Source organism: Priestia sp. YIM B13552 (assembly GCF_042787775.1).
GTDB lineage: Bacteria > Bacillota > Bacilli > Bacillales > Bacillaceae_H > Priestia > Priestia megaterium_E.
The window spans coordinates 381,148-405,612 of sequence record NZ_JBHZOU010000001.1 but is presented as its reverse complement, the minus strand read 5'-3'; the positions used below and the strand labels follow the sequence as shown (position 1 = coordinate 405,612).

Below are 24,465 nucleotides of genomic sequence, written 5' to 3'. Positions count from 1 at the left end.
AGAAAGTAACAGTATAAAAAAGACGGCCAGCCTCACGGACATGTTTATCCTTGCTTTTTTGGAGCATAGCCTTTAAAATTGAGAGATAGATTAGGTAATCGCTCGCGAACGGAGGGATTGAGTTTGACGCCTGAGACAATGATAGATCATCGTGAAAAAGCGTATGCGTTGTTAAAAGCTGATGCAGATAAGATTTTGCAATTAATTCAAGTTCAAATGGATAACTTAACAATGCCACAATGTCCTCTTTATGAAGAGGTTTTAGATACACAAATGTTTGGTTTATCAAGAGAAATTGATTTTGCAGTTCGTCTTGGTTTAATTGATGAACGTGTTGGAAAAACATTGCTAGACCGCCTCGAGCGTGAACTTTCTGCACTGCATGAAGCGTTTACAAAAAAATAAAAATCACGCGATCGAAACTCAAACTATATATAAACGTAGTTTGAGTTTTTTATTACAGGTGGTTGAAATTTCCTAATTTACTCAAATTTGTACATAAAAGATGAAACGAAACAGAAACACGTCATTTTTAAAGGAAGAGGGTTATGGTAAAAAAAATATTTAGGCATTTTGACTATTCAATTGTAATTCCAGTGCTGCTTCTTTGTGCGGTTGGACTAGTTATGGTTTACAGTTCAAGTATGATTGTAAGTATTACAAGATATCATACGTCAAGCGATTTCTTTTACAACAGACAAAAAATGTGGCTTGCTTTTACGCTTGTATTGTTCATTTTAACAATGCTAACACCTTACAAGCTGTATCCTAAAATACTGCCTTATGCGATTCTGGGCATTTTTGTACTGCTTTTGCTTGTGTTTGTAATGGGGCATACGAGTAACAATGCCCAAAGTTGGCTGCAGCTTGGCGGCGCAAACATGCAGCCGGCTGAGTATGCCAAGCTTGTTGTCATTTTATACTTATCGTATGTTTTGTCTAAAAGGCAAGAGTATATTGACAACATCAAAAAAGCTTTTTTTGGACCTATGGGTCTTGTATTTCTAATATTAGGCTTTGTAGCTATTCAGCCTGACCTTGGAACGGGATCAATTATTTTTGCTATTGCCGTTACCATTATGCTGTGTTCGGGAATCTCTAAAAAAACCTTTTTCCGCATGCTAGCACTAGGTCTCATTTTGCTTACGGTAATTATTACAATTGGGTTTTTTACAGGTCAGTTTACTGCCAATCGAATTGGCCGTTTTACCGGTGCATCAGATCCATTTGCCAATGCTCAAGGAACTGGTTATCAGCTGGTTAATTCATATTTAGCAATAGGTACAGGAGGCTTAAAAGGCCTTGGTTTAGGAGAAAGTGTACAAAAGTATGGTTACCTTCCGGAGCCCCATACCGATTTCATTATGGCTATTATTGCAGAAGAATTAGGGTTCTTTGGAGTTATGCTCGTGCTGGGTCTTTTAGGCTTCTTAATTTTCAGGATTTTAATGCTGGCTAAAAAATCTCAGGATCCGTTTGCTAGCATGATTTGTATTGGAGTAGCCAGTATGATAGGTATTCAAACAGGCATTAACCTTGGAGGGCTTACGGGACTCATTCCGATTACCGGCGTCACGCTTCCGTTTATCAGTTACGGGGGGTCTTCGCTGCTAACGCTGATGGTATCTATGGGAATTATTGTAAATATTTCGTTTTTCGTAAATTATCAAAATAAAAAACAGAAAAATACGGAAAATATTGTGCTACATCCGAACAATACATCAACAACAAGCGATTGATTTTCGTGAAAAAATTGTGTAAAAAAAGCAAAAATTTATTGGAATTTTATCATTTTCCATTGATTTTTGCTTTTCTTTTATCTAATTTTGCTATATATTGAAGTTTATACGAAATTGAGAGGAGATTAGCAACATGAGTTTTGTAACTAAAAAAATCAAAAAAGTATTAGTAGCAAACCGAGGAGAAATTGCGATTCGTGTATTTCGAGCATGTACTGAACTGAATATTCGGACTGTTGGGATTTATTCTAAGGAAGACGCAGGTTCTTATCACCGTTACAAAGCGGATGAAGCCTATTTAGTAGGAGCGGAGAAAAAACCGATTGATGCTTATTTGGATATAGAAGGCATCATCGACATTGCTAAGTCTCATGATGTAGATGCTATTCACCCTGGCTATGGTTTTTTGTCAGAAAATATCCAATTTGCGAAACGTTGCGAAGAAGAAGGCATTATTTTTATTGGTCCAAAATCCAAGCATCTTGATATGTTTGGAGATAAAGTAAAAGCACGTCACCAGGCTATTCAAGCAGATATTCCCGTTATTCCTGGTACGGATGGTCCTATTGATTCAATTGACGAAGCAAAAGAATTTGCTAATCAGCATGGATATCCTCTAATGATCAAAGCTGCTTTGGGCGGAGGCGGTCGAGGCATGCGTATCGTTCGCGATGCAGACAGCCTAAGTGAATCTTATGACCGTGCCAAATCAGAAGCAAAAGCGGCTTTTGGTAATGATGAAGTGTATGTCGAGAAACTAGTTGAAAATCCAAAACATATTGAAGTGCAAATTTTAGGTGATGAACAAGGAAATGTTGTGCATCTTTATGAACGCGACTGTTCTGTGCAGCGTCGTCACCAAAAAGTGGTAGAAGTAGCACCAAGTGTTTCTATAGATGAAGACTTACGTCTCCGCATTTGTGAAGCAGCTGTGCAGCTGATGGAAAAAGTGCAGTACATAAATGCTGGTACAGTAGAATTTTTAGTATCAGGAAACGATTTTTATTTTATTGAAGTAAATCCACGTGTTCAAGTAGAGCACACAATTACTGAAATGATTACAGGTATCGATATCGTTCAATCGCAAATTTTAATTGCAGACGGCTACGCGCTTCACAGCAAGGAAGTATCCATTCCTGCACAAGATCAAATTCACGTACATGGATATGCGATTCAATCTCGTGTAACGACAGAAGATCCGTTAAACAATTTTATGCCGGATACGGGTAAGATTATGGCTTATCGTTCTGGTGGCGGTTTTGGCGTACGCTTAGATACGGGAAACAGCTTCCAAGGTGCTGTAATTACGCCTTATTATGATTCACTGTTAGTAAAAGTAACAACATGGGCATTAACATTCGATCAAGCCGCATCAAAAATGGTGCGGAATTTAAAAGAATTTCGTATTCGTGGAATTAAAACAAATATTCCGTTTCTTGAAAATGTAGTGAAGCATGATAAGTTCTTAACAGGTGCTTATGATACATCATTTATTGACACAACGCCTGAACTTTTTGTTTTTCCGAAGCGAAAAGACCGCGGAACTAAAATGCTTACATACATTGGGAATGTTACGGTAAACGGATTCCCAGGTGTATCGGAAAAGAAAAAGCCGATCTTTACGAAACCGCGCGTTCCTAGTGTGGATATAAGCAAACCAATTCAAAACGGAACAAAGCAGATTTTAGATGAAAAAGGCGCTGAAGGGCTAGTAAATTGGGTGAAAGAACGCAAGGAAGTACTATTAACGGATACAACCTTCCGTGATGGCCATCAGTCTCTTTTAGCAACGCGTATTCGTACAAACGACTTAAGACAAGTAGCTAACCCAACTGCACGCTTGCTTCCAGATTTATTTTCTATGGAAATGTGGGGGGGAGCAACGTTTGATGTTGCTTATCGATTCTTAAAAGAAGATCCGTGGGATCGCTTGCTTACTTTACGTCAACAAGCGCCAAACGTTCTTTTCCAAATGCTTCTTCGCGCGTCAAATGCGGTTGGATATAAAAACTATCCTGATAATGTAATTAAGGAATTTGTTGAAAAATCAGCTTATGCAGGTATTGATGTTTTCCGTATCTTTGACAGCTTAAACTGGGTGCAAGGAATGACTCTTGCAATTGACTCTGTTCGTCAAACAGGAAAGATTGCAGAAGCAGCGATGTGTTATACAGGTGATATTTTAGATCCGACGCGCCGTAAGTATGATTTGGATTACTACAAGAACTTAGCAAAAGAGCTTGAGCAGTCTGGAGCACATATTCTGGGTATTAAAGATATGGCGGGTCTTTTAAAACCACAGGCAGCTTATGATTTAGTATCGGCTCTAAAAGAAACGGTTGATATTCCAATCCACCTTCATACGCATGATACAAGCGGAAACGGTGTATACACGTATGCAAAAGCAATTGAAGCAGGCGTAGACATTGTAGACGTAGCCGTAAGCTCAATGGCAGGCTTAACGTCTCAGCCAAGTGCTAACTCTCTTTATTACGCATTAGAAGGTGCGGACCGCAGACCAAATCTGGATATTAAAAATCTAGAACAGCTTTCGTACTATTGGGAAGACGTGCGAAAATATTACCAAGACTTCGAAAGCGGCATGAACGCTCCTCATACGGAAGTGTACGAGCATGAAATGCCAGGCGGTCAATATAGCAACTTACAGCAACAAGCAAAAGCAGTTGGTTTAGGAAACCGCTGGGATGAAGTAAAAGATATGTATTCACGCGTGAATTTGTTATTTGGTGATATTGTAAAAGTTACGCCATCATCAAAAGTAGTTGGAGATATGGCATTGTTTATGGTCCAAAACAACTTGACAGAAGAAACGCTGTTTGAGCGCGGTGAAACGCTTGACTTCCCGGATTCAGTTATTGAATTGTTTGAAGGGTATTTAGGACAGCCTCACGGGGGATTCCCTAAAGAGCTTCAGCGCATCATTCTAAAAGGCAGAAAACCTATTACAGTTCGCCCTGGAGAACTGTTAGAAGATGTGGACTTCGATGCAGTGAAAGAAAAGCTGTTTAAAGACTTAAATCGTCAAGTAACGAGTTTTGATGCCATTGCTTATGCGCTGTATCCAAAAGTATTTATGGATTATCACAAAGCAGTCGAACAATACGGGGACATTTCTGTTCTTGATACCCCGACTTTCCTATACGGCATGCGTTTAGGAGAAGAGGTTGAAATTGAGATTGAAAAAGGAAAAACCTTAATTGTCCGCCTTGTATCCATTGGAGAACCGCAGGCAGACGGTACGCGAGCGGTATACTTTGAATTGAACGGTCAGCCTCGTGAAGTCGTGATTAAAGACGAAAGTGTCAAAACAACCGTTACGGCAAAACAAAAAGCCGACCAAGCAAATCCGGCCCACATCGGCGCTTCAATGCCTGGAACCGTTATTCGAGTAGTAGTAGAAAAAGGCGATAAAGTCTCAAAAGGTGATCACTTAATGATCACAGAAGCAATGAAAATGGAAACAACCGTGCAAGCACCATTTGACGGCGTGATTAAACAAGTACATGTGTCGAATGGAGATGGCATCCAGCCGGGAGATTTATTAATTGAATTAGAAAGCTAATCAAAAAAGGTACGAGCTCTGAGCTCGTACCTTTTTTGATCAATTATGTGTATGACGCGTTGCAAGTAAGGTTAAGTAGCTTAATACACCGAATAGGAAAGAGATAATTAAAGAATGAGCAAGCGCGAGCTCTAGCTGCAGACGTGTGACAACAACAAGCATACCGGAAACCGCCTGAAAAATAACTAGAACGAGAGCGGCTAACCATCCGTAAAAAATATTTTTTTGATGGCGATAATATTTAACTGCATGGATAAAGGCAGCTAATATCCATACAAACGTTAAAACAGCAGCGAATCGATGTCCCATTTGAATCCACTGATTCAAATCAACAGGTAGCCAACCGTTTCCGTTTGAACAAAATGGAACGTCTGGACAAGCCAAGCTAGCTTCTTTATGGCGAACAAGCGCGCCCGTGTACACAACGGCATACGTGTATAAGATAACCCCGTAAATGTGTTTTTTCATTTTAGAGCCTAGCTGTATATTAGTTGAGTCGAGCTTTTGATCCACTTCAAAGATAATAAGTGTTAACAGCAGCACAGAAGCAAACGAAATAAGGGAAATACCAAAATGAAGAGCAAGCACTGCCTCTGATTGCCCCCACATAACAGCGGCAGCTCCAATTAATGCTTGCAGTACTAGGAAGAAAAAAGAGATAAACGCTAAAGGTCTAACTTCTTTTATATGTCCTAGTGAAATCCATGCCCATACGCATAAAGCGAGCACAAGAAAGCCCGACACGCCAGAAACTAAGCGGTGGCTTAGTTCAACAACGGTTTCAAATGTTAAAGGGTCGGGAATGAGCTGTCCATTACACAGAGGCCAAGAATCTCCGCACCCGTCTGCTGAACCAGTTTTCGTGACAAGGGCACCGCCAAGCAGAATAAGTAACATGGCCATGCTCGTCACAACGGATAAAAATTTTAATCCAAGTCGCACAATAATCACCATCCTAAAAGCAAAGTAAGTAATATAACGAGCTAAACAATTTATCCTAATCTTTTTGTATATTAAACATAAATTTCATTTATTCTCCATAAACTTGATTGAATTTGTTATAATGGTAGAAAGTGTAAGGTTTGTTCATGAGTTTGACTTTGCAGATATGTAAAAGGTACCGTACAGAAAACTATTTTACTTGCACAAATATCTTTTAACAAGTGACAGGGACATGCATTTAGCTCATGACAAAAAAAATCCATATTTTTTTCATGAATTCTTCACAAAGTAACGGCAAAATATGGTTTAATAAACATGAGAAATAGATATTTCTCTACTATTTTATCGTTTACATGTGAAGCTTTTAAGTAGCTTTGGTGAGAGGAATATGACTTCTTTGTGAACAAAGAGGAGATTTTTGTAAAATTATGTTGAAAACGCCTTCATTGATAGACTCTTTATTTACTAGATAAAAGTCTGTGGATGAGTAAAGGAGGAAGCGCCATGGAAGATTCAAAAATGGTGGAAGATTCAACGCTTTCTGCATCGCCTAACACAGCTCATGTAAGCGAAAATAGTTCCGTTTGGTCAGATTTTTTAGCTACGATTAAAATTGGAATAGTCAACTCAAATTTCATCACCACCTTTACTGGTTTTTGGCTAGCTCTTTTCTTCAACGAACAACACTTCTTAGAAAACCTGGATAAAGCATTTTTTACTTTAATAGGTTCTTCACTTATCATCGCCGGTTCATGCAGTTTGAACAATTACATAGATCGTGACATTGACCCTCTAATGGAACGAACAAAGGGACGACCTACAGTGACAGGGAGTTTTGCACCTTTGACGGTCCTTGGGATTGGAATCGGTTTTACGTTAACCGGCTTGCTTATGCTACTAGTTGTTTCTTCCGTAGCCGCTCTCATCGGATTAGCAGGAATACTTACATATGTAGTTCTTTACACCATGTGGTCCAAAAGACTATACACAATTAATACAGTAATCGGAAGTATATCAGGCGCTGTTCCGCCTTTAATTGGATGGGCCGCTATCGATCCCAATTTACATGTAGTAGCTTGGGTATTATTTCTAATCATGTTTATTTGGCAGCCGCCTCATTTTCTAGCTCTTGCTATGCGAAGATGTGAAGAATACCGGGCAGCGGGAATCCCTATGTTGCCTGTTGTACACGGGTTTGAGCTGACAAAACGACAGATTCTCATTTGGATTGCTTGTTTGTTGCCATTACCTCTTTATTTATACGAATTAGGCACTCCATTTCTAATTTTGGCCACTGTTTTAAACATAGGATGGCTATTTTTAGGATTTGCTCAATACAATAAACAAGAAGACACAAAGTGGGCTAGCATGATGTTTGTCTACTCACTAAACTATTTAACTATTTTATTTGTCTCAATGATTGTCGCAACGCTTTTTGCCTAGATAAAATCTTTCACTGAATGCGACACTGCACAAGGGGGATTTCTTCTACATGTAGAATTCATTATAGAAGGAATAAGTTTTATGCTCAAGAGGGCATAGATGAAATCACGTCAATGAAAGAGAGGTTGGGGAATGGTATGAAAAAATGGCGATTGAACTTTCGTGTTTTGTCGTTATTTACGCTGCTTGCATTCGTGTTATCGGCCTGTGGAAAACCGTTTTTGTCAACACTTAAGCCTGCAGGTGAGGTAGCTGAAGAACAATATTCGCTTATGCTGCTTAGTACAGCCATCATGGTTTTAGTTATTATTGTTGTCACCATTATCTTTATATTTGTTATTCTGCGCTTTCGTCGTCGCAAAGGCGAAGAAAATGTGATTCCAAAGCAAGTAGAGGGGAGCAGAAAGTTAGAAATTATATGGACAGTGATTCCTATCTTGCTGCTGATTATTTTGACTGTTCCAACGGTCATCTCAACATTTAAGCTAGCGGATGTAAAAGGAATGAAGGACAAAGATGCTGTCGTAGTAAATGTGCGAGCTAACTTGTACTGGTGGGAATTTGAGTATCCTAATCAAAAAATTATTACATCGCAAGATCTAGTTGTTCCAACGGATAAAAAAGTCTACTTTAATATTAAAGCTTCCGACGTCAAGCACTCATTCTGGATTCCTTCAGTTGGAGGAAAGCTCGATGCTAACACAGAAAATGATAATAAATTCTGGCTAGTGTTTGATTCTGAAAAATCGAAGGAAGCTAACGGGGTTTTCTACGGAAAATGTGCTGAGCTTTGCGGTCCATCTCATTCTCTTATGGACTTTAAAGTACGGGCTGTATCAAGCGGTGAATTTGATACGTGGGCAAAAGATTTGAAAAAAGCAAAGCCTGATGTAGAAACAGCATCCGCAAAAGCTGGTCAAGAGGTCTTTAATGAAAGCTGTATCGGATGTCATGCTGTTGACGTTAAAGATAATCGTCCAGAGCAAGCCCGTCAAGCACCAAACTTAGCCGGTTTTTCTGAACGTGAGCGTGTAGCTGGAGTGCTTCCTCACAACAAGGAAAATATCAAAAAATGGTTAAAAGACCCTGAAAAAGTTAAGCCGGGTAATAAGATGAGTGGTACATATCCTGACTTAACAGATGAACAAGTGAATGAGCTAGCAGACTATTTAATGAGTTTAAAAGAAAAATAAACGTCCAGTCGTTTTTAAAAGGGGAGGTTTAGCGATGAGTACACTCAGTCAAAAGAAGGGTGTAGGTGGAACAATTTGGGACTTTATGACAACCGTTGACCATAAGAAAATCGCCATTCTTTATTTAATTGCCGGCGGTATCTTTTTTCTAGTCGGAGGAGTGGAAGCGCTATTTATACGTATTCAGCTGGCTATACCAAGCAATGACTTTGTCAGTGCAGGAACGTATAACGAAATTTTAACAATGCATGGAACAACAATGATTTTCTTAGCCGCAATGCCGCTTCTTTTTGCCATGATGAATGCAGTTGTTCCACTGCAAATTGGAGCTCGAGATGTAGCATTTCCATTTTTAAATTTGTTAGGTTTTTGGTTGTTTGCCTTTGGGGGACTCTTTTTAAATCTAAGCTGGTTTTTAGGAGGAGCACCTGATGCAGGTTGGACATCATATGCTTCGCTGTCTATTGCATCACCTGGTCACGGAATTGATTTTTATGCGATAGGTTTGCAGATTTCCGGAGCCGGGACATTGATTTCAGGTATCAACTTTCTCGTGACCATCATTAACATGAGGGCGCCAGGTATGACTTATATGCGTATGCCGCTGTTTACGTGGACGACGTTTGTTGCATCAGCTCTTATTTTGTTTGCGTTTCCAGCACTAACGGTTGGATTGTTTTTAATGATTTTTGACCGCTTATTCGGGGGAAACTTTTTTGACGCCACAATGGGTGGGAACACCATTATCTGGGAACATCTTTTCTGGATATTCGGTCATCCGGAAGTATATATTTTAATTCTTCCAGCGTTTGGTGTTTTCTCTGAAATTTTACCTACTTTTTCAAGAAAGAGATTATTCGGGTACTCGTCGATGGTTTTTGCTACCGTATTAATCGGATTTTTAGGGTTCATGGTGTGGGCTCACCACATGTTCACAACCGGACTTGGTCCAATTGCAAATGCCATTTTTGCTGTCGCTACGATGGCTATAGCCGTTCCAACTGGAATTAAAATTTTCAACTGGCTGTTTACGCTTTGGGGAGGAAGTATTGAGTTTACTTCTCCAATGCTGTATGCTGTCGCCTTTATTCCATCATTTGTTATCGGGGGAGTAACAGGAGTTATGGCAGCTGTAGCACCTGCAGATTATCAATTTCAAGATTCTTATTTTATCGTTGCTCACTTCCATTACGTTATCGTAGGCGGTGTCGTATACGCTATATTAGCAGGTGTCACATACTGGTGGCCAAAAATGTTTGGGAAGATGTTAGATGAAAAGTTAAGCAAAGCAACGTTTTGGCTCTTTTTGATTGGTTTCCATTTAACGTTCTTTATTCAGCATTTCTTAGGCCTAATGGGGATGCCTCGCCGCGTATGGACGTTCTTGCCTAATCAAGGTCTCGACCTTGGGAATGCAATCAGTTCATCAGGAGCTGCTTTCATGGCGGTTGCTACGCTCATTTTACTGGTTAATATTATAAAAACAACTGCCAAAGGACAAAAGGTAGGAGGAGACCCTTGGGGAGACGGACGTACATTAGAATGGGCTATTTCATCTCCGCCTCCAGAGTATAACTTTAAACAAACACCGCTTGTACGCGGGTTAGATGCATATTGGATTGAAAAAATGGCAGGAAATAAAGAAATGACGCCAGCCGAACCTCTTGGTGATATTCATATGCCAAACTCGTCGTTTATTCCATTTATGATATCGCTTGGAATGTTTATTGCAGGGATTGGCTTTTTGTATCGAAATGATCATGCGTGGGGAGATATTGTAGGGATTATCGGAATGATCGTCATGTTTTTATCGATGTTCTTCCGTTCATGGATTGATGATCACGGCTTTCATATTCACAAAGAAGACTTAGTTGATGATGACAAGGAGGCGAAGATGTAATGGAGACTGAACAAAAGCTAACTGCTGAAACTTTCCCTGCTTCGCCTGAAAAAGCAACGCTTGAAGGGAAAAATAAATTTACTGGCTTTTGGCTCTTTTTAGGCGGAGAGACGGTTTTGTTTGCTTCACTTTTTGCTACTTATTTAGCTTTACGTAATTCAACGATGTCAGGACCTAAGCCAGAAGAATTGTTTGATATTAAGCTTGTTTTTGCAGCCACCATGATTTTATTAACAAGTTCACTAACAAGCGTATATGCTATGTATCATATGAAAAATTTTGAATTTAAAAAGATGCAGCTATGGTTAGGCGTTACGTGGCTTTTAGGTTTAGCGTTTTTAGGGCTAGAAATTTATGAGTTCAGGCATTATGTTCATGAAGGCCATACGTTTACAAGCAGCGCATTCGGTTCTTCTTTCTACGCGCTGGTTGGGACACACGGAGCTCACGTAACGTTCGGATTGCTTTGGATTGGTTCTTTGATGATTCGAAATGCGAAGCGGGGGTTAAACTTATATAACGCTCCTAAATATTATGTCGCAAGTTTATACTGGCACTTTATCGATGTTGTGTGGGTCTTTATTTTCACGGTTGTATATTTAATGGGAATGGTGGGATAAGCTGATGACGACAAATCAATCAAACTCAGATAACCCAAGGCTCAATTTAGATTATCGTAAAAAAAGAAACGCAGAAGATATGAAGATGCAAGTTATTTCTTTTGCGATGATGTTATTTCTAACGCTAATTGCTTTTTTTGCGGTTTATCAAGAGTTTAGCGGATGGTACATTATGCCGGTGATTGTGCTCTTGGCCGTTGTTCAAGTCATCTTTCAACTTTATTATTTCATGCATATGAACCACAAAGGACATACCATACCAGCATTTTTCTTGTATTCAGGCGTATTGGTAGCTCTTTTAACCATTTTAGCTTTTGTAACCATTATTTGGTGGTAAAGAGAAGGGCTGGCATGCGCCAGTCCTTTTCATCATCTGTAGAAGGAGGAATAGACGTTGATTAACAATTTGCAGATGTTTGGTTTTGAAGCACTTTGGAGTCCTTATTATTTTTTAACCATTTGTCTGGTGACCGTATTGTATTTTTTCATCGTTGGGAGATGGAGAGAGAATTTTATAGGAGCGGTGGCCGTAAACAGAAAAACAAAAGCGTATTTTGTTATTAGCATGGTTCTTTTATATATATGTAAAGGAGGACCTGTAGATTTACTGGGGCACTTTATGTTTAGTGCTCATATGACGCAAATGGCAATCGTTTACTTGGTGATTCCTCCGCTTTTTATTTTAGGAATTCCGCCGTGGTTAGCTCGTTCTGTTATTTATGTAAGAGGGGTTAAACCTATTTTTAAATTCTTTACAAAGCCCTTAATTGCGCTACTGTTATTCAATGGGTTATTTTCTTTGTATCATATTCCGCTGCTTTTTGATTTTATTAAAACGGATATGATGCTCCACGGAATTGTGAGTGTTGTATTATTTATCGCTGCATTTTGCATGTGGTGGCCACTCGTTAATCAGCTAGAAGAAGAACAAACGCTAAGTTCTTTAAAAAAGCTTGGCTATATTTTTGCAGATGGCGTACTCCTTACTCCAGCGTGCGCGTTAATTATTTTTGCAAATCATTCTTTATATGCAACGTATACAGACTCAAGCGCTTGGGTACAAGCTCTTTCCCTTTGTGTACCGCCTTCTATGATTGCAAGTTTAGGACAGCTTGCTCCCGAGATGTTTAATACGCTGCCGCCCGTGGAAGATCAGCAGCTAGGCGGCGTTATTATGAAGATCATTCAAGAAATTGTGTATGGAACGGTTTTAGGCTTTATTTTTTTTCAGTGGGCTCGAAAAGAGCGAGAGAAAGATACGTACATGCCTGATTTTAGTGAACGTCAAGATATAAAAGCAAAGGAGATTCCATCTACTCCTCCTTTGAATTAAAAAAAGCGCAGTGTAATTACTGCGCTTTTTCTAATTCTATAGCTGAACGGTTTCAAGCTGTGATTTGATTTGTGTTAATATCTTTTCACACTGTTCTACAAGGGATGGCGGAAAATATTCGCCGTCTCCATATTCTACACCGTGAGGATAATAATGTTTGCCTAGTAGAGGTGTCATAAGATGAATAACAGCATGCCTGCCCCCTACGTCGCCTGAAATAGCATGTCCTTGGACTCGCAAATAGAAGGTATCTCGCTGAAACTCGAATTTTCGATCGTACGTGACGCGTTCATAATCCCATTGTCCGGCGCGGACCAGACCAAATTGATGCATAATCTCATCTAATAAATCTAAATCAACCTTTAATGAATCAAATTTTGCATATTCAAATTTCATATGAACTCCCTCCCAAAACAGATATACCCCAATTAAATCATAAGCCGAATGGATAAAACTTGCAATATCTAATAAAGAAAAATGTAAACGTTATCTATTTTTATTTAAACGTTTTAAATACGAAAGTTTACTAAAAAGTTGGTCACACTATAAAACGAGCACACGATGTAAAGGAGGATAAAACAATGAAAACTGTACAAGAGGTAATGACAGCTGATACGGAAACATGCACCACGCTTGATAACGTATATGAAGTAGCAGTGAAAATGAAGGAATGGAATGTAGGAGCAATTCCAATTGTCGATAGAGATCAGCTAGTAGGAATGATTACAGATCGAGACTTAGTTATAAAAGGCATTGCAGAAAAGAAGCCGAATTCAAGTAAAGTAACGGATGTTATGAGTGAAGAGCTTATAACTATTACAGCGGAAGCCTCTGTAGAAGAAGCTTCTAAGCTTATGGCTCAACATCAAATCCGTCGTCTTCCCGTTGTGGAAAATCAAAAGCTAGTAGGGATTGTATCGCTAGGTGATTTATCAACGTTTCGCTATGCAAATGAACGTGCAGGAGAAGCGCTCTCAGACATTTCACAACAAACGCATTAAAAAGCGAAAGTCAACTGTTTGCAGTATACTCGTAAATAGTTGGCTTTTTCTTTTGTTTCCTTCATACCGATAGCTATTTTTTTTTGAATGCATGTATAATAGAGATAAAAATAAGTTAAACAGGTAAAGAAAACAGGTGTAAGGAGAGGAAGAAAAGCTGAAAAAAGTTATTTTTATTCTCGTATTAATAGTGGCATTTGTATACGCGGAGGATTATTTACCTCAGCTAGAAAAATATCTAACGGGTCAAAATATTGAGCAAAACCAAACGGATTCCAAAAGTCAGCCCACACAAGAAGTGGCTTCTTATGAAAAACAAAGTGAAAATATGATGAGACTCATTGGAGATCATTCAGAACAGTTAATTGGAATGCTTGGAGAGCCGGATCGTATTGATTCTTCTGCATATGGCTATGACTGGTGGATTTACAAAAAGAATCGTCAAACGTATGCGCAGGTAGGAGTAGAAAATAATCAAGTCGTATCTGTATACGTCATTGGCTCAAAAACAAATACAGATCCTTTTGAGATTGGTGAGAAGCGAGAGGAAGTAGAAAAAAGAGTTTCACTTTCATCCGAACTCACGCTTCAAAAAGACGGAAATGAATACCGATTTCGTCTGAGTGAAGAGGATATGAAAATGCGTCCCATTATTAAATATGGAGATGTATACGTCCAACTATATTTTGATCAGTTCCTTAATACAATCTCAAGTATTCGAATTATGGACATGGACACGCTATTAAAACAGCGTCCATACGAAATTGTTTATCGCGGCGAGCTTCCCACAGCTCCGTCATTGACATCGGAGGAGTGGCAAAGTGTCCAAGAAGGAGAAGAGCAGCAAATTATCGATATTACAAATGTAATTCGAGACCGGTTTCAGCTGTCACCTTTAGCTTGGGACGAAGCCACTGCCGGAGTAGCTTATTTACACAGCAAAGAAATGAGCGACTTAAACTATTTCTCTCACGTTTCACCAGCACAAGGTGATTTAGGCAACCGTCTGCAAAAAGGTGATGTAGTATACCGTATCGCGGGCGAAAATATTGCCTCGAATTATCAGGATGGAATCGCTGCTGTTGAAGGGTGGCTTAATAGTGAGGGACATCGTAAGGCTTTACTCAATAAAGAGTTTACGCGTCTTGGTGTAGGTGTATATGAGAAATATTATACGCAAAACTTTATCACTCCCATGAATGAATAGTAAGTTTAAAACTTCCTTTTGAAAATAGGTCTACTCTTGTCCTCTTTCTCATAAGTTTTAGTAGAGGTTAGAGGAGGGACGAGAATGAAAGGAAGAATAGTAGGAATATTGCTCGTACTTTTCTTTGCATATACGACTACTGTACATGCAGCTGAAGGGCAGTGGGAAAAGCTTGATAACTTATCTGATCAAACGCTATCGCTTGTAGAGCAAAAGGAGTATAAAGCAGCCCAACATTTGTTCAGAAACTTTTCGAATGAATTTACCAGTCTCAATACAGCTTCTTTGGGCGTATCGGCCGAAGATATACGTATTTTAACTCTTTGTTATGAACAGGTAGAAAGGTCTCTTTTATCTTCTGATTCCAGTGATGAAGAACGTCTTCAAAAAGCTACTCAATTTCGATTATTAGTCGATGCGCTGCACAGCAAGCATCAGCCTATGTGGACTGAGCTTGAAGGCAGTATGCTAGCAACATTTAAAGAGATGCGAAATGAAGCGGTAAAAGGAGAACAAGCGGCTTATGAAGCGCAGCTTAAGCAATTTTTGAAGGAATATGATATGATCTTACCGAGCGCGCAGGTAGACGTGTCGTTTCCCTACGTACAGCGTGTGAGCGCGGACGTTCACTTTTTACAAACTGAAGGAACGCTAAGTGAGATTAACGATGAGCAGTTTAACCAAATGGAACAAAACTTGAAAGATTTTTTTGAACAAGTAAAAGAAAATCGTACAGACCCGTCTTTTATTTGGGTTACAATTACCACCGGAAGTATTATTATTGCTACACTTTTTTATGTAGGAGCGCGAAAATATTTCGCTGATCAGAAAAGAAAGTCAGCTAGAGGGCGTAATGATTGACGTAAAAGCGCAGAATTGTCTAAAATAAAAGAGTAGTCAAACACATAATGAAAGGTGTGGGTAAATGAGCTTTTTGATTTATTTTCTCATTATTATCCTTGTGCCAATTTGGGCACAGTTTAAGGTGAGAAGTGCTTACAAAAAATATTCACAAGTAAGCAACTCATCAGGAATGACAGGCGCAGAAGTAGCAAGAAAAATTTTGGATGAAAACGGGTTGTACAACGTTCACGTAGAGCCTGTAGGCGGATTTTTATCAGATCACTATGATCCTCGTTCAAAAGTCATTCGTTTGTCAGAAGACAACTATTACGGAACGTCTGTCGCAGGCGCTGCCGTTGCGGCTCACGAAGTGGGACACGCGATTCAAGACAAAGAAAACTATTCGTTTTTACGTCTTCGCCACTCGCTTGTGCCGGTGGCAAGCCTTGGATCAAACGCTTCTTGGATTTTAATTATGATTGGAATTATCGCGTCGATTAAGCCGTTGCTATTGTTAGGTATTATCTTCATGGCAGCAGCGGTCGTATTCCAAGTTGTAACACTGCCTGTTGAATTTAACGCTTCAAGCCGAGCGATGACGCAAATCGTCTCAGTCGGAGCGATTCGAAATGACGAAGAGCGCGAGACGCGCAAAGTGCTTAACGCAGCGGCTTTAACATACGTAGCAGCTGCAGCAGTAGCAGTTCTTGAGTTGGTTCGTTTAATCATGATTTATACAGGAATGAATAACGACGACTAATAAAAAAATACCGCATTAGCGGTATTTTTTTATCTTTCAAGCGGTTTTTTATTTTCATCAAGGGTAAAGCCTTCGCCTAAGACATCATGAACATCCGTAACTGCAACGAATGCGTGTGGATCTACAGAAGTAATAACTTGCTTTAAACGGAAAATTTCATTTTTACTAACCACGCAGTATAGCACGTTAGTATCTTGCTTAGAAAAAGAACCTTGGCCTTTTAAAATCGTCACGCCTCGATCCATTTCTTTCATAATTTTATCCGATATGGCTTCGTTATGATTTGAAATGATCGTTGCTCCTTTAGCGGCATACGCGCCGTCTTGCATAAAGTCAATAACCCGTGCAGCGACAAAGACTGCAACAAGTGTGTACATAGCTTCTCGGTAGGATAAATAAATGAGAGATGCACTAATCACAATAAAGTCAAAAAGAAACATCGTTTTCCCCATATTCCACCCGATATATTTTTGAACAACACGTGCGATGATATCGACTCCTCCAGTTGTTCCTCCAAACCTGAAAATAATGCCAAGGCCCACTCCAATAAAAACACCGGCAAAAAGAGCTGCTAGAGTCATATCATGACGCAGGGGCATATTCACCGGGAAGCGCTGGAATATCCATAAAAATAGCGATAAGCTGACGACTCCGAGCATGGTATAAATAAATGCTGTTCTCCCTAATAGTTTCCACCCTACAAAAAACAAAGGAATATTTAACACTAAGTTAGAATAAGAGGGATCAATGTTAAATAAGAAAAATAAAAGCAGGGTAATGCCTGTGAATCCACCTTCAGCTAAATTGTTTTGCATGTTAAAATTAACAAGTCCAAACGCAAATATGGCAGCACCAAGCATTATAAAAATAATATTTTTAAATCTGAGACCTTTCATACTTACAAACCTCCTATGACCGTTTTTGCACTACCTTATCATAAAGGAATATATTTCATTTCGTAAATAACTATCGAAAAGATTTTTGAAAATAGTAAAAAGTGATGATGTTTCTTCTAGTGCTATGTATTAGTAGTATCCTCAATTCGTAAAATATAGACAGATTTTTGAGAATTAAGGGAAACGTGAGGAATATTGTGAAAGAGCATCTGACAAAGGCTTGGTAAGAAGAAGTAATTACACTAAATAATTTGAAGTAAAGATGTTATAATAGTAAGCTGAGTGTACTTCTAAAAGAGGTGAAATAAAAAGATGTCAAAAAAAACGATGGAGCAAATGCAGCAAGAAGTTGATGCATATATTAGCCAATTTAAAGAAGGATATTTTAGTCCTCTTGCTATGCTTGCGCGAATGTCGGAAGAAGTGGGCGAATTATCGCGCGAAATTAACCACTATTATGGTGAAAAGCCGAAGAAAACGACTGAAGCAGAACGTACGGTCGAAGAAGAAATGGGCGACATTTTATTTGTATTAATTTGCTTTGCAAATTCATTAAATATTGATTTACAAGAAGCGCATGATCGCGTTATGAATAAATTTAATACGCGTGACAAAGATCGCTGGACGAAAAAAGAAGACTAAGGAGAGAAAAAGAATGGACAAAATTCGAATTGTACTTGCAGGACCAAGAGGTCGTATGGGAAAAGAAGCTGTATTATTAATAGAAGAAACAGAGCATTTTGAATTAGTAGCAGCGGTAGATCGTATCAATGAAGGAAAATACATAAGTGATATTGAAGGAATGCCAAATGTACAAGCGCCAATCTACACGGATATTGAAAAATGTTTTGAAGACGTTAAGGCAGATGTTTTAGTTGATTTGACAACACCTGAAATTGGGCGCGTTCATACTAAAACAGCCCTAACATATGGAGTAAGACCTGTTGTAGGAACAACTGGCTTTTCAGAAGAAGATTTAAAAGAATTAAAGCAGCTTGCTGAAGAGAAGGAACTTGGCTGTATCATTGCACCTAATTTTGCGATTGGCGCTATTTTAATGATGAAGTTTTCACAAATGGCAGCTAAATACTTTGATGATGTTGAAATTATTGAAATGCATCACGATCAAAAGTTAGATGCACCATCAGGAACAGGCTTAAAAACAGCGGAGCTTATCAGTGAAGTTCGTGAAGCAAAAAAACAAGGTCATCCTGAAGAAAAAGAATTGCTAGAGGGCGCACGCGGTGCAGATTATGAAGGAATCCGCCTACATAGCGTACGTTTGCCAGGACTGATTGCTCACCAAGAAGTGATGTTCGGAGGATTTGGACAAACATTAAAAATCCGTCATGATTCATACAACCGTGCTTCTTTTATGTCAGGTGTGAAGCTAGCTGTTGACACAGTTATGAACGTAGACACACTTGTATATGGGTTAGAAAATATTATTGACTAAGGAGCGAGAAAAATGAAAATCGCCTTAATTGCACATGATAAAAAGAAAAATGATATGGTACAATTCACAACAGCCTATCAAGCGATTTTACAGGAACATTCGCTGTTCGCAACAGGAACAACAGGAACGCGTATTTCAGAAGCAACAGGTTTGAAGGTTCACCGCTTTCAATCAGGACCCCTTGGAGGAGATCAGGAGATAGGAGCTTTAATTGCTCAAAATGAAATGGATATGGTTATTTTTTTCCGCGATCCATTAACAGCTCAGCCTCATGAACCTGATATTTCAGCTCTGATGCGTCTCTGTGACGTCTATGCGGTTCCTCTTGCAACGAATATGGGAACAGCAGAGATTTTAATTCATGGACTTGAACGAGGCGATTTGCATTGGCGTTCAATTATAAAAAAATAGGGTGAAGATAATGAAAGAAACAATAGATATCCTTGCCTTTGGTGCTCATGCCGATGATGTAGAAATCGGCATGGGTGGAACCATTGCAAGAATGAGTGAACAAGGTTTGAAGGTAGTTATTTGCGATTTGACGCAAGCTGAACTTTCTTCAAATGGAACGGTTGAAATTCGAAAGCAAGAAGCGTCCAAAGCTGCTGATGTCTTAGGTGTTCATGAGCGAATTCATCTGCATTTGCCAGACAGAGGTTTGGTTTTAAAGGCAGAGTATATAGCTGAAATTGCATCAGTTATTCGCACGTATCAACCAAGGATTATATTTGCTCCTTACTTCGAAGATCGTCATCCTGATCATGGAAATTGTGCAAAGCTTGTAGAAGAGGCTATGTTTTCCGCTGGCGTTAAAAATTATATCGATTATAAAAAGCAAAAAGCTCATCGTGCTGAGTCTCTTTATTTCTATATGATAAATGGATTTCATAAGCCAGATTTTATTATAGATGTATCAAGCACGTTTCAAAAGAAAGTAGCTAGTCTAGAGGCTTATGAAAGTCAATTTATAAAAACAGCAGATACGTTTGATACGCCGCTGGTAAACGGATATATTGAAACGGTAGAGAGCAGAGAGCGATTATTTGGCAAAGAAGTCGGGGTAGCATACGGTGAAGGTTTTTTATCTAAAAAACCGATTTTGATGTACGACGATTTAGTAGGTGGAAAATAAATGAAGTTAAAAATTGGTATTACATGTTATGCTTCCGTTGGAGGTTCAGGAGTGGTAGCAACGGAGCTAGGGAAGCTGCTGGCTGAAAAGGGGCACGAAATTCATTTTATTTCCTCTAGCATGCCTTTTAGATTGACGAAAGTATATCCAAATATTTATTTTCACGAAGTAGATGTAAATCAGTACTCCGTCTTTAAATACCCTCCGTATGATCTTGCTTTATCCAGTAAAATGGCTGAAGTGGCTAAAAGAGAAAAGCTTGACATTATTCATACGCACTATGCAATTCCCCACGCCGTTTGCGGGATTTTAGCTAAACAAATGGTGGAGCACGAAGTGAAAATTGTGACGACTCTTCATGGGACAGATATTACGGTTCTAGGAGAGGATCCATCGTTAAAAGATTTAATTAAATTTGGAATTGAGAAATCAGATGCAGTGACGGCTGTATCTCAGTCACTTGTTGATCAAACTCACCATTTAATTAGTCCAGATAAAGAAATTGAAACGATGTATAATTTTATTGATGAACGAGTTTATCATAAAAAAGAAGTTCAGTATTTAAAAGCGGAGTATGGCATATTAGAAAATGAAAAAGTCGTTATTCATATTTCAAACTTTCGTCAAGTCAAACGAGTTACAGATATAGTCAAAACATTTGCTATTATTAATAAAAAGCTTCAGTCTAAGCTGCTGCTTGTAGGAGACGGCCCTGAAATGACGGTTGTGTCTCAATTAGTAAGAGAGCTAAATCTTCAAGATTCTGTGTTATTTCTTGGGAAACAAGAAAATGTAGCAGAATTATATTCGATTAGCGATTTAAAATTGTTATTATCTGAAAAAGAAAGCTTTGGGCTTGTACTTTTAGAAGCTATGGCTTGCGGTGTTCCATGCATCGGAACAAATACAGGCGGAATTCCTGAAGTAATTGAACACGAAAAAACAGGATATATTTGCGAAGTGGGAGACGTCGAAGAGGCAGCGAGCAAAGCAATTCAGCTACTTGAAAATGAACAGCTGCATCACCAAATGAGGGAAGCGTCTCTAAGCGCAGTTAATCATAAATTTCATTCAACAGAGATTGTGAGTCAATATGAAAAACTTTATTATAAATTGGTACAGGGTTGAAGAATGGAGGACGTTATGAAAGAACCGTTCATTCATCCGCTTTATATTATTGAAAAACTGGAGACAGCCGGTTACGAAGCGTATTTTGTTGGAGGAGCGGTCCGGGATCTCATTTTAAATCGGACGATTGGAGATATTGATATCGCTACGTCAGCTAGGCCTGAACAAGTGATGGAACTCTTTCCTAAGACGATTCATGTAGGAATCGAGCATGGTACGGTTGTCGTTGTCCATGAGAACGAGACCTATGAGGTAACCACTTTTCGCTCTGAGGGAGAATATGATGATTTTCGTCGCCCCTCGTCCGTTACGTTTATTTCGTCTCTGATAGAAGATTTGCAGCGTCGCGATTTTACAATCAATGCAATGGCTATGAATGCAAAGGGAGAAATCATTGATCCATTTAATGGAAGAGAAGATTTGCGAAATCAGTTAATTCGCACTGTCGGAAATGCTAAAGAACGCTTTCATGAAGATGCTCTTCGTATGATGAGAGCCGTTCGCTTTGTCAGTCAGCTGGCGTTTTCGCTGTCTGATCAAACTAAAAGAGCCATTCAGCAATACGGTGAACTGCTGAGGCATGTTTCTATTGAGCGCATTACAGTTGAATTCGAAAAAATGCTGAGTGGAAAGCGTCCGTCTTTAGCATTAGCACTTGTAGCAGATACGGAGCTGTATCGCTACTTGCCCCAATTGAATGTAGATCCGCAAAAATTCCGATCTGTTTGTGCACACGATTGGATGATGCTTCAGCGAGTATCGGAGTCATGGACACTTCTGGTACATCTACTCGACATTCAAGACAAGCAGGCATTTTTTAAAAGCTGGAAATTATCTAATAAGCAAATTAAAGATATTCAGCTTCAGTCTATTGGTCTTCGAGACGTTTTGGAAAATGGATGGTCAAAACGCATCATGTATACAATTGGAGAGCAGGCCAGCGTAAGCGTGAATCGTATTTTACAACTTCTTCGAAGCAATGAGCATATGAATGAACATGAGCTTCTTTACATCTATAGCGAGCTGCCTATTCATTCTTTAAAAGATTTAGATATAAATGGTCAAGATCTTTTAGTGTGGACAGGTAAAAAGGGTGGTCCATGGGTGTCTCAACTGTTAAAAGAAATTGAGGAGAAAGTTCTATACAATGAGTTAATGAACACGAAATCTTCAATAAGAAAGTGGGTGCAGTCTTGCAGTCAGATATAAGAAGAACGCTGCTTGAAATGTTTACGAACGCAGATGGGGACTATGTGTCCGGCCAAAAGATCAGCGATTTATTAGGCTGTTCAAGAACAGCTGTATGGAAGCATATCGAAGAGCTGCGAAAAGACGGCTATGAACTTGAAGCTGTTCGTAAAAAAGGCTATCGCATTGTAGGGAAGCCGAACAAAGTAAGCAGCAACGAGCTTTTATTAGGGCTCCAAACAACAAAAATCGGTCAGTATATTCATTATGAGGAAAGCGTACATTCTACTCAAAAAATTGCTCATCGAATTGCTCAAGAAGGAGCAAAAGAAGGAACGGTTGTAGTTGCTGAAGAGCAAACGGCAGGGAGAGGAAGACTTGATAGAGCGTGGTATTCCCCAAAATATACTGGTGCCTGGATGAGTATTATACTGCGTCCTTCTATCCCTCCGCAGCAGGCTCCTCAGCTGACTCTACTATCAGCAGTGGCTGTTGTACAGGCCATTCAAGAAGTGACGAACCTTTCTCCAGACATTAAATGGCCTAATGATGTTTTATTAAATGGGAAGAAGCTAGTTGGGATTTTAACAGAAATGCAGGCTGATTTTGACCGGATTCATTCGGTCATCATTGGAATCGGCATCAATGTGAATCAGCAGGAAACGGATTTTAATGAACAAATCAAACACATTGCCACATCTTTACGTATTGAAAAAGGTGAAGAAATTAATCGTGCAGCTTTGATGCAAGCGTTTTTCTTAAAGTTAGAAACCCTTTACGAAGAATACTTAAAAAATGGCTTTGGTTTAATTAAAGTTCTTTGGGAAACATATGCGATCAGTATTGGCAAGCGAATTATAGCACGCACGATGACAGCCAACATTGAAGGCTTTGCAAAAGGTATAACAGATGAAGGTGTTTTATTGATTGAAGATGATAAAGGAGTTATACACCGAATTCATTCTGCAGATATTGAGCTCTCTGCTAAAAAATAGTAGAAAAATAAAGAAATTTTTATTATAATACGAGTATCAAGGTAGTATCGCAAGAACTTCACTTGATACTCGTTTTTTATTTTTAATACGACAATAAATCTGCCTTGATCCATTAAGGACTAGGACAGAGGGATGACGCGTAGGTAAGCACATTAGGTAAAGTGTGCTTTTTATAGATGAAGTCTGTCAAAGTCCTTCTTCCTTTTATAGGTAGAAGGACTTTTTGTGTGCAGACGTGCGCTCATCTCCTCTGAGAAGGAGGAGAAAGTTAGTGAAAACAAAATTAGATTTTTTACGTATGAAACAGAACAATGAACCAATTGTGATGCTGACTGCGTACGATTATCCGTCAGCTAAGTACGCTGAGGAAGCAGGCGTAGACATGATTTTAGTAGGCGATTCTCTCGGAATGGTCGTTTTAGGATATGACTCTACGATTCCTGTAACGGTAGATGATATGATTCATCATACAAAAGCAGTTAAAAGAGGAGCTGCTGATACATTTATCGTTACCGACATGCCATTTATGTCCTATCACGTGTCGAAAGAAGACACGATGAAAAATGCTGCTCGCATTATGCAGGAAAGCGGAGCTCATGCTTTAAAAGTAGAAGGTGCAAAGGATGTTCTTTATACAATTTCAGAATTGACGCAAGCTGGTATTCCGGTTGTTGCACATCTCGGGTTAACACCTCAGTCTGTCGGTGTCCTGGGCGGTTATAAAGTGCAGGGAAAAGAAGCAAAAGAAGCCAAACAGCTAATCCAAGACGCGATCAAGTGTGAGCAAGCGGGAGCTATTGCTGTTGTATTAGAATGTGTTCCTAAACAAGTAGCAAAACAAGTAGCTGAACGCTTGAGCATTCCAACAATCGGAATTGGAGCAGGAGCTGATACGGATGGTCAAGTACTTGTATACCACGATGTATTAACGTACGGAGTAGAGCGTGTGCCAAAATTCGTTCAGTCATTTGCGAAAATAAATGAGCCTATTTTACAGGGGCTTTCTCAGTATGTAAGTGAAGTGAAAAAAAGAGAGTTTCCGAAAGAAGCACATACTTTTTCAATGAAAGAAGAGCAGTTAACGGCACTGTACGGAGGAAAATAAG

The 24,465-nt window shown here is 39.2% G+C and carries 24 protein-coding genes; 21 read left to right on the top strand and 3 right to left on the bottom strand.

All coding sequences use genetic code 11. The annotated features are described in order from the left end of the window. Window positions 1-138: 138 nt before the first annotated feature. The 3 genes from ACFX40_RS02040 (at window position 139) to pyc (ending at window position 5,322) form a co-directional block, all read left to right on the top strand. Window positions 139-405 carry an Fpa/YlaN family protein gene (locus tag ACFX40_RS02040; protein WP_370506486.1) on the top strand — a complete coding sequence of 89 codons (267 nt, stop codon included), beginning with the start codon at window positions 139-141 and terminating at the stop codon, window positions 403-405. Between the two features lie 143 nt (window positions 406-548). Next, a complete protein-coding gene (locus ACFX40_RS02035) occupies window positions 549-1,739 on the top strand; it encodes an FtsW/RodA/SpoVE family cell cycle protein (protein WP_028407951.1) in 1,191 nt (396 codons plus the stop codon). Between the two features lie 133 nt (window positions 1,740-1,872). Further along, on the top strand, window positions 1,873-5,322 hold the full coding sequence (gene pyc, locus ACFX40_RS02030) for a pyruvate carboxylase (protein ID WP_377253971.1): 3,450 nt from the start codon (window positions 1,873-1,875) through the stop codon (window positions 5,320-5,322). Between the two features lie 39 nt (window positions 5,323-5,361). On the opposite strand, the gene ACFX40_RS02025 is transcribed toward pyc, so the two are convergent. After that, window positions 5,362-6,264 carry a COX15/CtaA family protein gene (locus tag ACFX40_RS02025; protein WP_263034400.1) on the bottom strand — a complete coding sequence of 301 codons (903 nt, stop codon included), beginning with the start codon at window positions 6,262-6,264 and terminating at the stop codon, window positions 5,362-5,364. A gap of 504 nt (window positions 6,265-6,768) precedes the next feature. Here ACFX40_RS02025 and cyoE point away from each other — a divergent pair. The 6 genes from cyoE (at window position 6,769) to ctaG (ending at window position 12,753) form a co-directional block, all read left to right on the top strand. Continuing rightward, window positions 6,769-7,707, top strand: a complete 939-nt coding sequence (gene cyoE, locus ACFX40_RS02020; protein ID WP_060745783.1) for a heme o synthase — start codon at window positions 6,769-6,771, stop codon at window positions 7,705-7,707. 137 nt (window positions 7,708-7,844) lie between these two features. Continuing rightward, the gene (gene coxB / locus ACFX40_RS02015; RefSeq protein WP_028407955.1) at window positions 7,845-8,900 is read left to right on the top strand and encodes a cytochrome c oxidase subunit II; all 1,056 of its coding nucleotides are present in this window, start codon (window positions 7,845-7,847) and stop codon (window positions 8,898-8,900) included. A gap of 34 nt (window positions 8,901-8,934) precedes the next feature. Beyond that, entirely contained in the window at window positions 8,935-10,800 is a 1,866-nt protein-coding gene (gene ctaD, locus ACFX40_RS02010; protein WP_013082312.1) for a cytochrome c oxidase subunit I, read from the top strand. After that, window positions 10,800-11,420: a cytochrome c oxidase subunit III gene (gene ctaE / locus ACFX40_RS02005; RefSeq protein ID WP_013056081.1), complete on the top strand. Its 621-nt coding sequence runs from the start codon at window positions 10,800-10,802 to the stop codon at window positions 11,418-11,420. Before ctaD ends, ctaE begins: the two co-directional genes overlap by 1 nt. 4 nt (window positions 11,421-11,424) lie before the next feature. Continuing rightward, window positions 11,425-11,757: a cytochrome c oxidase subunit IVB gene (gene ctaF, locus ACFX40_RS02000; protein WP_028407956.1), complete on the top strand. Its 333-nt coding sequence runs from the start codon at window positions 11,425-11,427 to the stop codon at window positions 11,755-11,757. 57 nt (window positions 11,758-11,814) lie between these two features. After that, on the top strand, window positions 11,815-12,753 hold the full coding sequence (ctaG, locus tag ACFX40_RS01995; RefSeq protein ID WP_028407957.1) for a cytochrome c oxidase assembly factor CtaG: 939 nt from the start codon (window positions 11,815-11,817) through the stop codon (window positions 12,751-12,753). A gap of 36 nt (window positions 12,754-12,789) precedes the next feature. Here ctaG and ACFX40_RS01990 read toward each other — a convergent pair whose 3' ends face one another. Beyond that, complete coding sequence (locus ACFX40_RS01990; protein ID WP_013056084.1) at window positions 12,790-13,149, bottom strand: YugN family protein; 360 nt, start codon at window positions 13,147-13,149, stop codon at window positions 12,790-12,792. 185 nt (window positions 13,150-13,334) lie between these two features. Here ACFX40_RS01990 and ACFX40_RS01985 point away from each other — a divergent pair, with 185 nt between their 5' ends. From ACFX40_RS01985 to ACFX40_RS01970, 4 genes are all read left to right on the top strand, one after another. Then, the gene (locus tag ACFX40_RS01985) at window positions 13,335-13,754 is read left to right on the top strand and encodes a CBS domain-containing protein (protein WP_013056085.1); all 420 of its coding nucleotides are present in this window, start codon (window positions 13,335-13,337) and stop codon (window positions 13,752-13,754) included. Window positions 13,755-13,944: 190 nt separating this feature from the next. Further along, window positions 13,945-14,961: a CAP domain-containing protein gene (locus tag ACFX40_RS01980; protein ID WP_263034399.1), complete on the top strand. Its 1,017-nt coding sequence runs from the start codon at window positions 13,945-13,947 to the stop codon at window positions 14,959-14,961. 84 nt (window positions 14,962-15,045) lie between these two features. After that, complete coding sequence (locus tag ACFX40_RS01975) at window positions 15,046-15,822, top strand: sporulation protein YpjB (RefSeq protein ID WP_377253969.1); 777 nt, start codon at window positions 15,046-15,048, stop codon at window positions 15,820-15,822. A gap of 64 nt (window positions 15,823-15,886) precedes the next feature. Then, window positions 15,887-16,564, top strand: a complete 678-nt coding sequence (locus ACFX40_RS01970) for a zinc metallopeptidase (protein ID WP_013056088.1) — start codon at window positions 15,887-15,889, stop codon at window positions 16,562-16,564. A gap of 29 nt (window positions 16,565-16,593) precedes the next feature. Here the strand turns inward: ACFX40_RS01970 and ACFX40_RS01965 are convergent, their stop codons facing one another. Next, window positions 16,594-17,460 (bottom strand): YitT family protein, encoded by an 867-nt coding sequence (locus tag ACFX40_RS01965; RefSeq protein WP_263034398.1) that lies wholly within the window; start codon window positions 17,458-17,460, stop codon window positions 16,594-16,596. Window positions 17,461-17,772: 312 nt separating this feature from the next. Between ACFX40_RS01965 and ACFX40_RS01960 the strand changes: the two genes are divergently transcribed. The 8 genes from ACFX40_RS01960 (at window position 17,773) to panB (ending at window position 24,464) form a co-directional block, all read left to right on the top strand. Continuing rightward, the gene (locus ACFX40_RS01960) at window positions 17,773-18,102 is read left to right on the top strand and encodes a nucleotide pyrophosphohydrolase (protein WP_013056090.1); all 330 of its coding nucleotides are present in this window, start codon (window positions 17,773-17,775) and stop codon (window positions 18,100-18,102) included. A gap of 13 nt (window positions 18,103-18,115) precedes the next feature. Continuing rightward, entirely contained in the window at window positions 18,116-18,916 is an 801-nt protein-coding gene (dapB, locus tag ACFX40_RS01955) for a 4-hydroxy-tetrahydrodipicolinate reductase (RefSeq protein WP_028407959.1), read from the top strand. Window positions 18,917-18,928: 12 nt separating this feature from the next. After that, window positions 18,929-19,327 carry a methylglyoxal synthase gene (mgsA, locus tag ACFX40_RS01950; protein WP_013056092.1) on the top strand — a complete coding sequence of 133 codons (399 nt, stop codon included), beginning with the start codon at window positions 18,929-18,931 and terminating at the stop codon, window positions 19,325-19,327. 10 nt (window positions 19,328-19,337) lie between these two features. After that, window positions 19,338-20,048: a bacillithiol biosynthesis deacetylase BshB1 gene (gene bshB1 / locus ACFX40_RS01945; RefSeq protein WP_098333593.1), complete on the top strand. Its 711-nt coding sequence runs from the start codon at window positions 19,338-19,340 to the stop codon at window positions 20,046-20,048. After that, entirely contained in the window at window positions 20,049-21,176 is a 1,128-nt protein-coding gene (gene bshA, locus ACFX40_RS01940; RefSeq protein ID WP_028407960.1) for an N-acetyl-alpha-D-glucosaminyl L-malate synthase BshA, read from the top strand. It begins immediately after the preceding gene. A 15-nt stretch (window positions 21,177-21,191) separates the two neighbouring features. Next, on the top strand, window positions 21,192-22,385 hold the full coding sequence (locus ACFX40_RS01935) for a CCA tRNA nucleotidyltransferase (protein ID WP_028407961.1): 1,194 nt from the start codon (window positions 21,192-21,194) through the stop codon (window positions 22,383-22,385). Continuing rightward, window positions 22,370-23,359: a bifunctional biotin--[acetyl-CoA-carboxylase] synthetase/biotin operon repressor gene (locus ACFX40_RS01930; protein ID WP_028407962.1), complete on the top strand. Its 990-nt coding sequence runs from the start codon at window positions 22,370-22,372 to the stop codon at window positions 23,357-23,359. The genes ACFX40_RS01935 and ACFX40_RS01930 overlap by 16 nt, the downstream gene beginning before the upstream one ends. A 271-nt stretch (window positions 23,360-23,630) precedes the next feature. Then, window positions 23,631-24,464, top strand: a complete 834-nt coding sequence (gene panB / locus ACFX40_RS01925; RefSeq protein ID WP_028407963.1) for a 3-methyl-2-oxobutanoate hydroxymethyltransferase — start codon at window positions 23,631-23,633, stop codon at window positions 24,462-24,464. Window position 24,465: the final 1 nt, after the last annotated feature.